17 protein-coding genes are annotated in these 13,988 nt (G+C 71.8%); 7 read left to right on the top strand and 10 right to left on the bottom strand.

All coding sequences use genetic code 11. From position 1 onward, the window contains the following. The first annotated feature begins 68 nt into the window (after positions 1-68). Positions 69-974: an alpha/beta fold hydrolase gene (locus tag RM445_RS05650; protein ID WP_311554977.1), complete on the top strand. Its 906-nt coding sequence runs from the start codon at positions 69-71 to the stop codon at positions 972-974. On the opposite strand, the gene RM445_RS05645 is transcribed toward RM445_RS05650, so the two are convergent. Continuing rightward, on the bottom strand, positions 938-1,582 hold the full coding sequence (locus RM445_RS05645; protein ID WP_311554975.1) for a helix-turn-helix transcriptional regulator: 645 nt from the start codon (positions 1,580-1,582) through the stop codon (positions 938-940). The two genes, RM445_RS05650 and RM445_RS05645, sit on opposite strands and share 37 nt — an antisense overlap. A 51-nt stretch (positions 1,583-1,633) precedes the next feature. Here RM445_RS05645 and RM445_RS05640 point away from each other — a divergent pair, with 51 nt between their 5' ends. Both RM445_RS05640 and RM445_RS05635 read left to right on the top strand, forming a co-directional pair. Next, positions 1,634-2,029, top strand: a complete 396-nt coding sequence (locus RM445_RS05640; RefSeq protein WP_311554974.1) for a RidA family protein — start codon at positions 1,634-1,636, stop codon at positions 2,027-2,029. After that, complete coding sequence (locus RM445_RS05635) at positions 2,026-2,478, top strand: hypothetical protein (RefSeq protein WP_311554972.1); 453 nt, start codon at positions 2,026-2,028, stop codon at positions 2,476-2,478. Before RM445_RS05640 ends, RM445_RS05635 begins: the two co-directional genes overlap by 4 nt. Positions 2,479-2,493: 15 nt before the next feature. On the opposite strand, the gene RM445_RS05630 is transcribed toward RM445_RS05635, so the two are convergent. Then, positions 2,494-3,303: a PP2C family protein-serine/threonine phosphatase gene (locus RM445_RS05630; RefSeq protein WP_311554971.1), complete on the bottom strand. Its 810-nt coding sequence runs from the start codon at positions 3,301-3,303 to the stop codon at positions 2,494-2,496. 195 nt (positions 3,304-3,498) lie between these two features. Between RM445_RS05630 and RM445_RS05625 the strand changes: the two genes are divergently transcribed. The 3 genes from RM445_RS05625 to RM445_RS05615 all read left to right on the top strand — a co-directional run bounded on the left by RM445_RS05625 (position 3,499) and on the right by RM445_RS05615 (position 5,878). After that, positions 3,499-4,254, top strand: coding sequence for an HpcH/HpaI aldolase family protein (locus RM445_RS05625; RefSeq protein WP_311554970.1), 756 nt, complete (start codon positions 3,499-3,501; stop codon positions 4,252-4,254). Further along, a complete protein-coding gene (locus tag RM445_RS05620) occupies positions 4,251-5,480 on the top strand; it encodes a lipase family protein (RefSeq protein ID WP_311554969.1) in 1,230 nt (409 codons plus the stop codon). The genes RM445_RS05625 and RM445_RS05620 overlap by 4 nt, the downstream gene beginning before the upstream one ends. Positions 5,481-5,581: 101 nt before the next feature. Continuing rightward, positions 5,582-5,878: a VanZ family protein gene (locus tag RM445_RS05615; RefSeq protein ID WP_311554968.1), complete on the top strand. Its 297-nt coding sequence runs from the start codon at positions 5,582-5,584 to the stop codon at positions 5,876-5,878. Here the strand turns inward: RM445_RS05615 and RM445_RS05610 are convergent. Next, complete coding sequence (locus RM445_RS05610) at positions 5,844-6,161, bottom strand: AzlD domain-containing protein (protein ID WP_311554967.1); 318 nt, start codon at positions 6,159-6,161, stop codon at positions 5,844-5,846. The genes RM445_RS05615 and RM445_RS05610 overlap by 35 nt on opposite strands. Beyond that, a complete protein-coding gene (locus RM445_RS05605) occupies positions 6,158-6,844 on the bottom strand; it encodes an AzlC family ABC transporter permease (protein WP_311554966.1) in 687 nt (228 codons plus the stop codon). Before RM445_RS05605 ends, RM445_RS05610 begins: the two co-directional genes overlap by 4 nt. Positions 6,845-7,413: 569 nt before the next feature. Between RM445_RS05605 and RM445_RS05600 the strand changes: the two genes are divergently transcribed. Beyond that, entirely contained in the window at positions 7,414-7,716 is a 303-nt protein-coding gene (locus tag RM445_RS05600) for a hypothetical protein (protein ID WP_311554965.1), read from the top strand. 5 nt (positions 7,717-7,721) lie between these two features. On the opposite strand, the gene RM445_RS05595 is transcribed toward RM445_RS05600, so the two are convergent. The 6 genes from RM445_RS05595 to RM445_RS05570 form a co-directional block, all read right to left on the bottom strand. Further along, positions 7,722-8,513: a DNA-formamidopyrimidine glycosylase family protein gene (locus RM445_RS05595; RefSeq protein ID WP_311554964.1), complete on the bottom strand. Its 792-nt coding sequence runs from the start codon at positions 8,511-8,513 to the stop codon at positions 7,722-7,724. 82 nt (positions 8,514-8,595) lie between these two features. After that, positions 8,596-9,528 carry an amidohydrolase family protein gene (locus RM445_RS05590; protein WP_311554963.1) on the bottom strand — a complete coding sequence of 311 codons (933 nt, stop codon included), beginning with the start codon at positions 9,526-9,528 and terminating at the stop codon, positions 8,596-8,598. A gap of 6 nt (positions 9,529-9,534) precedes the next feature. After that, the gene (locus tag RM445_RS05585; RefSeq protein ID WP_311554961.1) at positions 9,535-10,428 is read right to left on the bottom strand and encodes an NAD(P)-dependent oxidoreductase; all 894 of its coding nucleotides are present in this window, start codon (positions 10,426-10,428) and stop codon (positions 9,535-9,537) included. Further along, positions 10,425-11,390, bottom strand: a complete 966-nt coding sequence (locus RM445_RS05580) for an NAD-dependent epimerase/dehydratase family protein (RefSeq protein WP_311554960.1) — start codon at positions 11,388-11,390, stop codon at positions 10,425-10,427. The genes RM445_RS05585 and RM445_RS05580 overlap by 4 nt, the downstream gene beginning before the upstream one ends. Further along, positions 11,387-12,472 carry an ABC transporter permease gene (locus RM445_RS05575; protein WP_311554959.1) on the bottom strand — a complete coding sequence of 362 codons (1,086 nt, stop codon included), beginning with the start codon at positions 12,470-12,472 and terminating at the stop codon, positions 11,387-11,389. The genes RM445_RS05580 and RM445_RS05575 overlap by 4 nt, the downstream gene beginning before the upstream one ends. Continuing rightward, positions 12,469-13,983 carry a sugar ABC transporter ATP-binding protein gene (locus tag RM445_RS05570; protein WP_311554958.1) on the bottom strand — a complete coding sequence of 505 codons (1,515 nt, stop codon included), beginning with the start codon at positions 13,981-13,983 and terminating at the stop codon, positions 12,469-12,471. Before RM445_RS05570 ends, RM445_RS05575 begins: the two co-directional genes overlap by 4 nt. Positions 13,984-13,988 lie beyond the last annotated feature (5 nt).

Below are 13,988 nucleotides of genomic sequence, written 5' to 3'. Positions count from 1 at the left end.
CCATGGACGCCCACCGGTGACAGAGTGGCCACTGCACCCGACCCACGACGGAACGGCAGGCAGCAGACGTGGATGACACCGCCGAGCAGGGGCGTGCGGCCGCGTACGTCCCCCAGATCGCGCAGACGGAGCTCGGCCCCGTCGAGTACGCCGTCGTGGGCACCGGTGCCCCGGTCGTCGTCGTCCACGGCACCCCTGGCGGGATCGACGCCGCGGCGCTGATGGCGGGTTTCCTGCCGCACGACGGCATCGCGGCGATCCTGCTCTCCCGGCCCGGATACCTCGGCACCGCGCTCGGCGACCGTACGACCATCGATCAGCAGGCCGACCTGGTGGCCGCCCTGCTCGACCACCTCGGTGTCGAACGGGCCGGCGTGTTCTCGTGGTCAGGTGGCGGGCCCGCCGGGTACCGACTGGCCGTCCGGCATCCGGACCGGGTGAACGCACTCGTCGCGTTCGCCGCGGTCAGCCAGGCTTACCACCTGCCGAAGACGGACCTCGCCACCCGCTTGATGTTCACCACCGGCGCCGGGCGGTGGTTGCTCCGGCTGCTCGCCGCCCACCAGCCCAAGCAGTACATCGCCGGCTCGCTGTCCGGCGAGGGCGACCTGACGAAGGAGCAGCTGGAGCAGCGGGTCGAGGAGGTGTTCGCGGATCCGGTGAAGCGCGACTTCGTCCTGGCCCTCGGCCCGACGGCGAGCCAGGACAACGCCAGGCGTACCGGCTACGCGAACGACCTGCAGCAGTTCGCGGCCATCACCTCGCTGGAGCTGGACGCGATCACGACGCCGACCCTCGTCATCCAGGGCACCGCCGACAGCGATCTCCCACCGGCACAGAGCACCTTCGCTGCGGAGACGATCCCCGGCGCGGAGCTGCTCACGCTCGACACCGGCACCCACCTGGCACTCTTCACCCACCCGGACGCCGTGTCGGCTCAGGCACGCGTCGTCGACTTCCTGCTGCGCCCGTGATCGTCGTCGCCGAGCACGAACGCCCGGATCTGCGCCACGAACCGCTCGGGCTCCTCGACGTTGATCAGGTGACGGAGGAGCCGGTGCCGGGACCGACACCGGCTGGCCCTCAGGGTAAGTCTCCGTACCAGGTCGCGAACGCTGCGGCGCGGTTGCGGAGCGAGGTGCGCAACCACTGCGGGGCCAGGGCTTCCGGTTCCTCGGTGCGGACGGCCAGTGCCGTGATCGACCCGGTCCGGACGCTGTGCGGGTTCGGCAAGTTCCTCGGCGGCCAACACCCGCGACAGCCGGTAGGTGCGGTCCGCGCCGGACCTCGTCGCCAGCAGGTAGCCGTGACCGTGGACGGTCACCAGGCCGATCGGGTCCACCGTGCGCCACGTCGGAGCCTGGTCCACGGCCGCGTAGTGGATGCGCAGCTTGTGGCCGGCGAACACCGCGCGCCGGACCTCGGTCGCGATGCTGTCGGGGACCTCCTCGGCGACGAGCCGGCGCGAGAGGAGGTCGGTCTCCGGGTCGACGAGCAGTCGCCGGGCCGCGTCGCTCGCGGTGGCCCGATAGCTCTCGGGCAGCGCGTCGACCACCTTGAGCATGGCCGAGGCTTCCTGCAAGGCTCCTTCATGCAGGGAACCTCGACGAATCGAATGGGAGCCGGTGTGGCGATGGAACGAACCGCAGTCAACCCCGTGCCGTGGTCGCTGGAGATGGGTTTCAACCAGGGCGAGATCGTCTCCGGGCACAGCCGGACCCTCTACTGCTCCGGGCAGACCGCGATGAGCGGCGACGGCAAGCCCCAGCACGACGGTGACATGGCGGCCCAGTTGGCCTTGAGCATCGACAACCTGGAGGCGGTGCTCGGCGAGGCAGGCATGTCTCTCGCGAACCTCGTCCGGCTCAACATCTACACCACCGACGTCGACCTGCTCTTCGAGCACTACGGCGTGCTGGCGTCGCGGTTGGGTGCCGCCGGGGTGGCGCCGACCGCCACGCTGCTCGGGGTGACCCGCCTGGCGATCCCCTCCCTCATGGTCGAGATCGAGGGAACCGCCGTCGCGTGATCACCGACCCCTTGCTCGTCCGGATCGGCGAGGCGGTGCAGCTCAGCCACCAGGGCGAGCGGGAGACCGCACGTCTGCTCTTCGCCGAGATCTGGGACGAGATCGGTGGCGAGCAGGGGGATCCCCTGCACCGGTGCACGCTCGCGCACGCGATGGCCGATGTGCAGAACGACGTGCGCGAGGAACTGCTGTGGGACCAGCGAGCACTGGCGGCCGCCGATCTGCTCACCGATGCGCGAGTGGCGCAGGCCGGGGTGCCGCTTCCGGTGGCCGGCCTGTACCCCTCGCTGCACCTGAACCTGAGCGAGTGCCATCGGAAGCTGGGCGATCTCGACCGTGCCCGTGAGCACCTCCGGCACGCGCAGGCCACGATCGGCGCGCTGGGCGACGACGGTTACGGCCAGATGATCAGGAACGGCCTGGAGCGGATGGCCGAACAGCTGCGCTGACCGGTCGCATCCCCTTCAGACGCTCGGGCTGATGGCGAGGATGGCGAGGTCGTCGCCGAGGAATCCCCTGCGGTAGGCCATGGCCGAGGTGGTGACCACGTCGACGACTGCGCGAACCGGTTGGCCGCTGCTGGTGGTGAGCGTGTCGGTGAGACGTTCCAACCCGAAACACTCGCCGCCCGGGCCGGGCCGGGCGTCGGTGACACCGTCGGTGAACACCACCATGACCTCGCCCGCGCCGATGCGGACCTCGACCGCCGGTGCGGGCTGCCGAGGCACCAACCCCAGGAGCATCCCGCCGGCGCTGACCACCTCGACCGCGCCGCCGATCCGCCGGATCAGGGCCGGTTCGTGGCCTGCGGAGGCGAGTCGGCCCACCAGCCCGCCGTGCCCGTCGGGGCGCAGTACCGCCGCCACGGCGGTGACGAAGCGTCGACCGGTCCGCACCATCAGGATGTCGTGCAGCCGGTGCAGGAGCAGGGCCGGGTCCGGCGCAACGGGGCCTCCCGCCGACGCGTCGAGGGCGTCGGACGCGACCGTGTGCGCCGCGTGGCGGACCGAAGCGGCGACCGAGGCGGCGGCCATCCCTTTGCCGCACACGTCGCCCATGACCACCCACCACCACGTCGCGTCGTCCACCGCCTCGTGACCGCGTGCCGGTATCTCGATCGGGAAGACGTCGTAGAAGTCGCCAGTGGCGTCGACGCCCGGCGTTCCCGACAGTTGCGTCGCCGCAAGGTCGAGTACCTGCATGCTCTGGGTGTAGACGACGGCCGGCGGCTCCACGGCATAGCCGACCCCGCGTCCTGCGAGAGGTCGCGACACACCGCTCAGCGTCACAATGACGGCTCCCATCGTCTCGTCGTCAGCCCCGGCTGGCCCCGACACCGACCTAACGACGTCCCCACCGGAGGCGAGGCGCGGCAGCGCGACATCCGGACGCAGACCACTCTTCCGAGGGGCGCGAACGCAGCGGGTGACCGCGGCACGCCCGCTCTGGTGATGCGATAGAACAACGAGATGACGGGGACGACTGCGACCGAACTGCGTTCACGGTGGGCGGCCGGACGAACCGCTCACGGCCTGTGGAGCCTGCTTCCGGGAGCGGTGACCGCCGAGCTACTGGCGCGGACCGGTCCCGACTACGTCGTCCTCGACCTCCAGCACGGCGCGCTCAGCGAGGCGGACCTGCCCGGCGTGACGGCGACCATTGCGGCGGCCGGTGCCGTACCGCTGGTCCGCACCCGCAGCGCGCAGTTCGCCGACATCGGCAGGCCGCTCGACCTCGGCGCGCACGGCGTGTTCGTGCCGAACGTGCGCGGCGTCGACCACGTCCGCGAGGTGGTCGCAGCGTGCCGGTACGCGCCCACCGGCACCCGTTCCGCCGGACGGTTGGTGGGAGGAGCGAACGAGCCGCTCGTTATGATCGTCCTGGAGACGGCCGAGGCCCTCGACGACCTCGATGCCATCCTCACCGTCGAGGGTTTGGACGGCATCTACGTCGGACCGACGGACCTGAGCCTCTCCCTCGGGCGCTCGGACCCGACCGACCGCGACCACATGCAGGCGGTGATCTCCTCGGTGATCACCCGCGCCGTCGCCGCCGGGATCGCGGTCGGGGTGCACGCTCCCACCGGGGGTGCGCGGGCCAATCGGTACGCCGAGCAGGGCGCGACCATCGTCACCGCCGCCGTCGACACCAGCACCCTGATCGCCGCCGTGCAGGAGCAGCTGAGGCTCGCCCGCGCAACTCACGACCGCGCTGACGGGTCATGACGCCGCACCACGCCGAGCTGCGCCGTCGGCGTCCGGTGCTGCTGCTGGTCGTCGTCGTGCTCGCCCTCGCCGGGTGCAGCGCCGACACCGGTCGTCGGATCGAGCAGGGAGCAGCCGAGGTACGCACGGATCAGGCGTTCTACACGCTGCCCGATCCGGTGCCCGCCGGGCCGCCGGGCAGCATCGTGCGGACCGAGCCACTGCCTAGCACCATGGAGGGGTCGGTCGCGTGGCGGGTGCTGTACCACACCACGGACCAGCAGGGCACCGACCGAGTGGCGTCCGCGGTGGTGGTCGCACCGGCCGGACCGGCCCCCGCGGGTGGCCGGTCCGTGATCGGTTGGGGCCACCCGACCACCGGTGCCGTGGCGCGCTGCGCCCCGTCCAACGGCCTCGACCCGTTCGACCTGATCGAGGGGCTGAGCCAGCTGCTGCACGCGGGCTACGCGGTCGCCGCCGCCGACTACCCGGGTCTGGGCGTCGAGGGCCAGAGCTCCTACCTGATCGGCGTCACCGAAGCCCACAGCGTCATCGACGCCGTCCGCGCGGCGCGCAACCTGCCCGACGCGGGCGCCGGTGCCGAGGTGCTCCTGTGGGGCCACTCCCAAGGGGGCCATGCGGCCCTGTTCGCCGGTCAGGAGGTCAGCCGCTACGCACCGGAGCTCTCGCTGCGCGGCGTCGCCGTCGCGGCACCCGCCACCGAGCTCGCCACCCTGCTCGACGACCACATCGCCGACGCGTCGGGGGTCACCATCGGCTCGTACTCCTACGCCGCCTACCAGGCCGTCTACGCCGACCAGCACCCCGGCATGTCGCTGGAGTCGATCCTCACCCCGGCCGGGGTCGCCGCAACGCCCGCGATGGCCCAGCTGTGCCTGTTCGGCCAGTACCTGTCCCTCCGCAAGATCGCCGATCCGTTGATCGGCAAGTACGTGGCGCACGACCCCGCGACCACTGAGCCGTGGGCCACCCTGCTCCGGCAGAACACCCCCGGGGCGGAGCGGATCGGTGTTCCGGTGTTCGTCGCACAGGGCGAGTCGGACGCGCTGGTCAAGCCGGCGGCGACCACGCAGTACGTCAGCAGGGTGTGCACCGCGGGCGAACACGTGACCTACAAGCAGTACCCCGGTGCGAATCACGGCTCGATAGCCCGCGCAGCGATGGACGACGTGCTGCCGTTTCTCGCCGGCGCACTGCAGGGCACCCCACCGGGCTCGACCTGCTGACCGGCTCGGTCGCCGCCCGGTGAAGGCGCTGATGACGGCGGGGTTTCCAATAGCGGCGTGGATCAGCACACGCCCCGGTCGGAACCGGCCGGCCGTTCGAGATGGGGCCGCTCGGGATCGTCGGCAACCTGCTGGTCTTCGCTGCGCTGGGGTTCTTCGCTCCGATGCGGTTCGCGGCGCTGGCGTCCCTGCCGCGGATCCTGGCGCTCGCGGCGGGGTGCTCGGTCCTGATCGAGGTCGCGCAGTACGTGCTGCAACTCGACCGGGTGTCCTCCGTGGACGACGTCCTGCTCAACGCCGTCGGCGCCGTGCCGGCCGCCCTGGCGTCGCGCCCCTGGTGGCGCACCCGCCCGATCGAGGCCGTCAGATCGGCAGGAGCATCCGCAGGCCCGCGGTGACCACCACGGCGACCAGCACGCCGACGAGCACGGAGCCGCCGCGCCAGAACACGATCCCCGCACACGCCACGCCGACGGCGTCGGCGCCGATCCCGAGGTGGCCGTTCTTCCCGAACAGCTGCGTCATGACGAGCGCGGCCAGCAACGCCGGCGCGAGCAACCCCACGACCCCGGCCAGCCAAGGCGGCAACTCCCGACCACCCAACGCCACCGGGCCCGCCGCCTTCATCACCACCCCCATCAGCGCCATGCCACCGACCAGCAGCCACAACGTGGTGCTCACGCCGTCGGCCGGCGCAGCCCGGCCAGCGCGGCGAGGCTGGCCGCCAGCACCGGCACCCCCGGCGGGGCGAACGGCGCCAGCGCGAGCGCGATGGCCGCACCCACGAGCGCCACCACTCGCGACCGCCGGTGCCGGAGCTCCGCGAAGAGCAACGCCAGGAAGAACGCGGGGAACAACGCGTCGAGCCCGAACCGGTCCAGGTCACCCAGCGCGGCCCCGGCCACAGCACCGACCACGGTGCCGGTCACCCAGCCGATGTACTGCGGTGCCGTCGATCCGAACAGGAACAGCCGGTCGAAACGCCCGTCACCCCGGTTGGCCATCGCCCAGGAGGCGTCCACCACCGCCTGCCCCTCGACGGCACGGCGCAGCGGTCCGCCGGGCAGCGACGGCGCCAGCCCGATACCCATCGGCAGGTACCGGGAGTGCACCAGCGTCGCCGCGCTGAGGGCGGTCGGCAGGCCACCACCCTGGGCGATCACCGCGAGCGCCGCGAACTGTGCCGACCCGGCGAACACCAGTGCCGACATCGCGATCGCCCCGATCGCCGAGAAGCCTGCTTGGACGGCGAGCACGCCGAAGGAGAGCGAGACGACGCTGTTGGCCAACGCGTACGGCGTGCCGGCGCGTACTCCGGCCCAGAAGGACGCGCGTGGTGGCCTGTCCTGGTCATCCCCCGGCATCCGCGCCGCCCCCGATCCCGATCATGCGATTCCCGGCCCAGTGAAATCGACGCCCCGCACCGTCGCAAGGGCCCCCTGACAGCGCTCGCGGAGATGGGTGCTGCACCCGATGGTTCTTCCGCCCGGATCTCGACAGGCTTCTGGTGACGACAGCACGGACTGGGGGCTCGAGCAGGACGGCATGGATCTGTGGCTGCTGTGGCTGGTCCTCGCGGTGCTGCTGGGTACCGCCGAGATCGCCACCTTGACCGCGGCGTTCGGCCTGCTCGGCGGGGCCGCCCTGGTCTCGGCGCTCACTGCGGCGGTCGGGCTGCCGCCTGTCCTGCAGTTGCTCGTCTTCGCCCTCGCTGCCACGGCGGCGCTCGTGTTCGTCCGCCCGCTCGCCCAGCGGCACCTGCTCGCGCGGCGGCAGGACCGCTTCGGTGTGGACGCCCTCGTCGGTCGCAGCGCCGAGGCGGCGGTCACCGACACCGCGGTACCGACCGGCACACGGTCGATCGACGACGGGGCGACGCGCGCGCTCACCCACCGGTCAGCTGAGAGCCGGTGTCGTGACGCACGATGCGTGAGTGCCCCCGCTCCGGACCCCCGACGGTCGGTGGATCGTCGTCGACGGCCGGAGGTGGCGGGCTGCCGATCCCGAGCTGCCCGAGCAGGTCCGGGCCCGGTTGCTGCACCACCTGGGGGCAGCTCGCTCCGCGGTCCGCACCGCACAGCGGGCCGACGACCAGGCGGCGGTGACCGCAGCACGCGCGCGGGTCGGGGCGGCCAAGCGCGGTCTGGGTGAACGCGGAACGCCGTGGTGGGAGCAGGACTCCGACGCACGCAGCGAACGCTGGACCGCAGCCCTGGCGGAGCTCGACCCTTCCTAGGGCGGTCAGTGTTGACAGCCCGGGCACCACCAGGTCTCGCGCCCGTGCGGGGTCCGGGCGGCCTCGGCGAAGGCGATCGGGGTGGCGCAGCGCAGGCAGGGACGCCGGGCGCGGCCGTACACCCAGTGCCGGGGGGAACGCCTGCCCGTCGTGTTCTGCGACGGATCGTGATCGACGGCGTGCCGCAACCGACGCCGGGCGTCGGCCAGCAGCGGCGCCGGGTCGGTGGCCGACGCCGGTCGCCACGGATCGACGCCGTGCAGGAACAGCAGCTCCTGCGCCCACATGTTGCCCAGCCCGGCGACCCGGCGCTGGTCCAGCAGCGCGGCGACGGCCGGTTGGGCCCCGGCCGCGACCACCCTCGCGGCCGCGCGGGCCAGTCCCTCGTCCGTCGCTGTCGACGCGTCGAGCAGGTCCGGACCGAGGTGGCCGACGACCCGGTGCTCGTCACCGGTGCGGACGAGGGTGAGGACGGGCAGGTCGATCCCGGCGAGCGTGCGATCGTCGTGGAGGCGCATCGCGATCCGCAGCCGGGCGGCGACGGTGCGCGGCAGCCGCTTGCCCGCGCCCAGCACGGTCCATCGCCCGCTCATCCGCAGGTGGGAGTGCACGGTGATGCCGGCGTCGGTACGCATGAGCAGGTGCTTGCCGCGCGGCGCCCAGCCGAGGATGCGCTGGCCGGCCAGGTCCGCGGTGGCGAACCGCGGGTGTCGGACGTCGCAGACGGTGATCACGCAACCGGCCGTGCCCGAGTCCAGGCGGGCAGCGAGGCGGGCGATGCTGTCGCCTTCGGCCACCCGACCAGATTACGACGACGTCAGACGGCGCGGCGGGTCCTCGTGCCGTCCTCGGTGACGACGACGGTGGACACGGTTCTCCTTAGATCGGGTCGTTCAGGACGGTGGCCGGGATGCGATAGAAGCGTTTCGCGGTCCCGGCGAACAGGTCGTCGCGCTCGTGTCGGTGGAGGCCGGCGGTGATGGTGTCGAATGCCGCGTACAGCGCACCGAAGGTGGAGTAGAGGCCGTCGACAGGGAAGTTGCTGCCGAACATGCAGCGCGAGGGACCGAAGACGTCGATCGTGTCGAGGACGATCCGGCGGATGCTGTCGGTGGTCCAGTGGTGGTCGTTGGTGCCGAGCGCGGAGATCTTGACGGTGGTGTTCGGCTCGGCCGCGACGACTGCCAGGTTCCGCTTCCAGCGGTCGAGCGCCTGCGGGTCGCGCTCGATGGGCATCCCGGCGTGGTCGAGCACGACGGGGATGTCGCCGTGGTCGGCCGCCAGTGCCGCCGCCTCCCGGAGCTGGTCGGGGAAGACCTGCAGGTCGAACGACAGGCCGAACTCCCGGAGCGTGGCGAAGCCGGCCAGCCAGGCTGGGTCGGTCATGAGGTCACCCCGATCCCGGTGGGTGAACACGGGATCGGGGTGCCAGTTCAGGATGTCGCGCACGCCACGCACGGACGGCAGCGTGGCGTGCTCCGCGAGCTGGTCGTGCGCCGTGGGCGAGGTGAGGTCGACCTTCACCACCTGGACGGTGGGGAGCCCGTTCTCGGTGATGACCGTGTCGATCCACCGGCTCTCCCGGAGCGGGTCGGCGGCTCCGTTCTCGACGTGCACCGACCCGGCGAGCCGGGCTCCGAGCGGACGGAGCTCGGCGGTGTCGGTCCGATAGTCGTCGATCAGGTAGTCACGCCGCAGGGGCAGGTCGTCGCCGTGATAGCGCAGGATGGGCGGCCCCTCCAGCCAGGGGTACGAGGCGGCGCTGAGTTGGCACAGGTGGTGGTGGGCGTCGACCACGTCGATGTCGAGCATCCGTGGTCACCGCCGATCCTGTGCGTGGCGGGCCAGGGACAGCTCGACTGCGGAATGATCGAGCGCGCCGTCCCCGTCCGCGATGGCTTGTTCGAACACCGTATGCAGGGTGGCGGCGACGGGCAGTCGCAGATCCCGGGCTGCGGCCGTCTCCGCGATGAATCGCAGGTCCTTGAGCTGGTTCGCGGCACTGCCGCCTCCGTCGAAGTCGCCGGTGATCCACCGGTCCCGCTTCTGCCGGAGCACCTCCGAGCCTGCGAGCCCGCCGCCGAGCAACTCGAGGAGCTGCGCGCGATCGATGCCGGCGGCGTCGGCCAGGACGAGGGCCTCGGCCAGGGCGGTGACGGTGGCGGCGACCACGACCTGGTTGCACGCCTTGGCGACCTGCCCGGCTCCGCTCGGTCCGAGGTGCCGCACCGTCGAGCCGACGACCGACAGCACCGGCCACGCGCGGGCGACCGCGGCGTCGGCCCCGCCAACCATGACGCTGAGGGCGCCCGACTCCGCGCCGGCCACACCGCCGCTGAGCGGCGCGTCGACGACGTCGATCCCCTGAGCGACCAGACGCTGCGCAAGGGCGGCGACCGCAACGGGCGAGACGGTGCCGTGCACGACGAGGACCGGTCGCCCGACACCTGCCGAGACCCAGCCGGCGATGAGCCCTTCCGGGCCCCGCAGCAGGTCCTCGACGTCACCGAGGTCGGTCAGCACCGTGAGCGTGACCGCAGCGGCCGCCTCTGCGGGCGTGGTGGCCACCTGCGCGCCGGCATCGACGAGGCCGGCTGCCCTGGCCGGAGTCCTGTTCCAGATCGTCAGGTCGCCGAGCTTCGCGAGCAGACGCCGGGCGATGGGCTCGCCCATGCGCCCGAGCCCGAGCAGCGACACCTGCGGGGCGCTCATCGGTCGAGGTCCCCGAGGTCGTCGAGGTCGGCGAGGAGCGCCGGGTCGATGTCCTCGAGCAGGGTGGTAGCCGTGAACCCGAGCTGGGCCGCGGCTCGGTCCAGCGACACCGGGACGTCCCGGCCCGCAGTCGGCGTGCGGGGCACGCCGGGAACGGTCTGCCGGAGTGCCTGGTCGGTCTCCTGGCGGAGGTAGGTCCGCGGTGCGGCGACGAGGATTCCCGGGGCGGCGGGCGTGTCGTGGGTCAGGGCGGCGACGGTGGCCGTCGCCGCGTCACGGACGTCGAGGTAGGTCCACCCCTCACAGGCCTGCCGGCGCGGGTCCTCGCGCAGCACCCGGCGGATGTGGCGGGCGAAAACGGTGCCGCCCGCGGCGGTGATGTCGCGGACCAGCGGGTAGCGCAGCCCGGTCATCGCCAGTCCGTGCCGACGGGACAAGGCGACGGCGGCCGCCTCGTTCGCCTGCTTCGACAGCGAGTAGGCATCGGCGATGACCGCCGGCTCGTCCTCGTCCCACGGGTACCGCGAGGGCAGCACCGCGTGCGGGTTCAGGGGCAGGCCGGAGGCGTTGATGCTGGAGGCGTAGACGACCTTGGCGACGCCGGCCTGCGCGGCCGCCTCCATCACCAGGAACGTGCCCAGCGTGTTCGCGGTGTAGATCTGTTCGGCGGTGCCGCCGTCGAGGCCGGCGATTCCCGCGAGGTGGACGACGGCGTCGTGCCCGTCGACCGCCTTCGCCACGCTCGTCATGTCGGTCACGGAACCCGAGGTGTGGTTCTCGGCCCCGGCCTGCCCGGCGCGGGCGGCCGCGTCCGGCCCGCCCAGGTCGTAGACGTCGACGCGGGCCCCCAGCTCGGCGAGGAGCCGGACCACTGCGCTGCCGATCAAGCCGTCACCACCGGTCACGAGGATCCGGCGCGTGGCGACGCCGTCGAGGGATCGGCCCGCGTGTCCGATGCTCATTCGCCGGTCCGGGACGCGACGGTCGGCTCGCTGGCCTCCGCCGGGTCGGTCGTCGACGGCGACGGGGTGACGGGCGTGGGCTCGCTGCGGTTGCGGCGGCCGCGGCCCAGACCCCACCAGGCGTGCTTGCTGCCCTGGTCGATGGCGACCGCGATGACCACGACGAGTCCGGTGACGATCTGCTCGTAGAAGCTGGGCACGTTGAGCAGGACGAGGCCGTTGGTGAGGGCGCCGAGGATGAGTGCGCCGACCAGGGTACCGGCGATGCGGCCCTCGCCGCCCATCAGGTTCGCTCCACCGATCACGGCCGCGGCGATCGCGGTGAGCAGGTACGGGGCGCCGGCTTCGGACTGGGCTGCGCTGATCCGGGCGACGACGACCAGGCCGGCCAGCGCCGCAAGGGAGCCGGAGAGCCCGTAGACGAGGATCTTGACGCGGGCCACCCGCACACCGGAGAGCCATGCGGTCTCCTCGCTGCCACCGGTGGCGATCACGTTCTGTCCGAACACGGTGCGGCGCAGCAGCAGCCAGGCGAGCAGGGCGACCACGATGACGATGACCACGATGATCGGGACGCCGGCGATGTAGCTGTTGAGCATCAGCACGAAGGACTGCGGCACGTTGTAGACCGGTTGGCCCTCGGTGACGACATAGGCCAAGCCCTGGTAGACGCTCATCGTGCCGAGCGTGGCGATGAACGGGGGCAGTTTGACCAGGGTGATCAGAATGCCGTTGAGCCCGCCCGCCACGAACCCGAGCACGAGGCCGACCAGCAGCGCCGGGGCTGCACCGACACCGGAGTTGACCATCAGGTTGGCCGAGACGATGCCGACGAAGCTGGCGATCGATCCCACGGACAGGTCGATGCCGCCGGTGATGATGACGAAGGTCAGGCCGATACCGATCAGGGCGTTGACACAGGCCGACACGGCGATGTCACGCAGGTTGCCGACGGTGAGGAAGTTCGAGTTCAGGAATCCGAAGATCACGAAGATGGCGGCCGCGGCGAGGAAGATGCTCAGGGCCTGCATGTTGAGGTGGAAGTGCCGCTGTGGACGACCGGCGGCGGTGTCGGTGGTCATGGCGTTCCCTTCGCGCTTTCACTGGCAGCGATACCCATGGCGCTCGCCACGAGGCTGTGTTCGTTGATGTCCTCGACGTGTTCGGAGATGAACCGGTCGTTGCGCATCACCAGGACGCGGTCGCTGAGCGAGATGATCTCGGGCAGGTCGGAGGAGACGACCACGATGGCGTTGCCCGCTGCGGCCAGTTGGTCGATCAGCCCGTAGATCTCGGCCTTCCCGCCGACGTCGACGCCCTTCGTGGGCTCGTCGAACAGGAAGACGCGGGAGCCACGGCGCAGCCACTTGGCGATGACGAGCTTCTGCTGGTTGCCGCCGGAGTACTGGCGGGCACGCAGCCGGACGTTGGCCGGCCTCAGCGAGAGGGAGGTGCCGAGCTCGCTCGCCACCTTGATCTGATGCCGTGGGCTGATGAACGGCCCGGTACCGACGAGATCGGGAGCGGCGGTCAGGGCGATGTTGGCGTAGGCCGGCATCTGCAGGGCCAGCCCCTGGCGCTTGCGGTCCTCCGGGATGAACGCGATACCCGCGTCACGGCTCCCGTTCGGGCTGTGGATGTTCACGGGCTTCCCGTCGATCACGAGCGTCCCGCTGCACCCGGGGTCGGCCCGCACGAGAGCCCGGAGGAACTCCGTCCGCCCGGAGCCGACCAGCCCCGCGATCCCGACCACCTCACCCGCCCGAACCGTGAGGTCGTTGCTGGCCGGGCTGTCGGGCCGGGTCACTCCGGTGGCGGTGAACAGCACCGGAGCGTCGGGCCCGACCGGGTGGGCGCGCCGGAAGCCCAGCAGCTCCCGCCCGACCATGTTGCGCACGATCTCTTCGGTGGTCGTGTCGGCGATCGGCGACTCGTACCCGACGCGGCCGTCGCGGAGCACGACGACGCGGTCGGACACCGCCATGACCTCGGGCATCTTGTGCGAGACGAAGATGACGCCGATGTCGCGCTCGGTCGCGAGATGGCGCACGCGGTCGAGCACGGCGTCGACGTTGTGTTCGAGCATCGAGGTGGTCGGCTCGTCGAGAGCGACGATCTTGGCCCCGAAGGCGAACGCCTTGGCGATCGTGAGCGCGTGCCGCTGGGCCGGGCTCAGTCGGGAGAGCCGGGTCCGGCGGTCGAGCGGGAAGCCCATGGCGGCGACGTCGGCGAGCGCCCCGTCGACCGCGGACGCTGCGGCGCGGCGTTCGGCGGCGGTCTTGCCGAGCAGCAGGTTCTGCTCGACGGTGAGCTGCGGGACGATGGCCGGCTCCTGGTGCGCGATCATCACGCCCTCGGCCAGCGCCTGGCGCGGCGAGTACTCGCCGCGCCGGACGCCGTCGACGCTCACCGACCCGTTGTCCGGCGCGAGCGACCCGCCGAGGATGCCGAGCAGGGTGCTCTTACCCGCGCCGTTCTCCCCGGCCAGGGTGAGGACCTCGCCGTGGCGGAGCGTGAAGCTCACGTTGTCGAGTGCGCGGACGCCGGGGAAGGACTTGGCGACGTTGCTGATCTCGAGGAGGACAGGTTTCATGGTTC

Source organism: Pseudonocardia charpentierae, from assembly GCF_031845345.1.
Taxonomy (GTDB): Bacteria; Actinomycetota; Actinomycetes; order Mycobacteriales; family Pseudonocardiaceae; genus Pseudonocardia; species Pseudonocardia charpentierae.
This window is presented reverse-complemented; position numbering and strand designations above follow the sequence as displayed.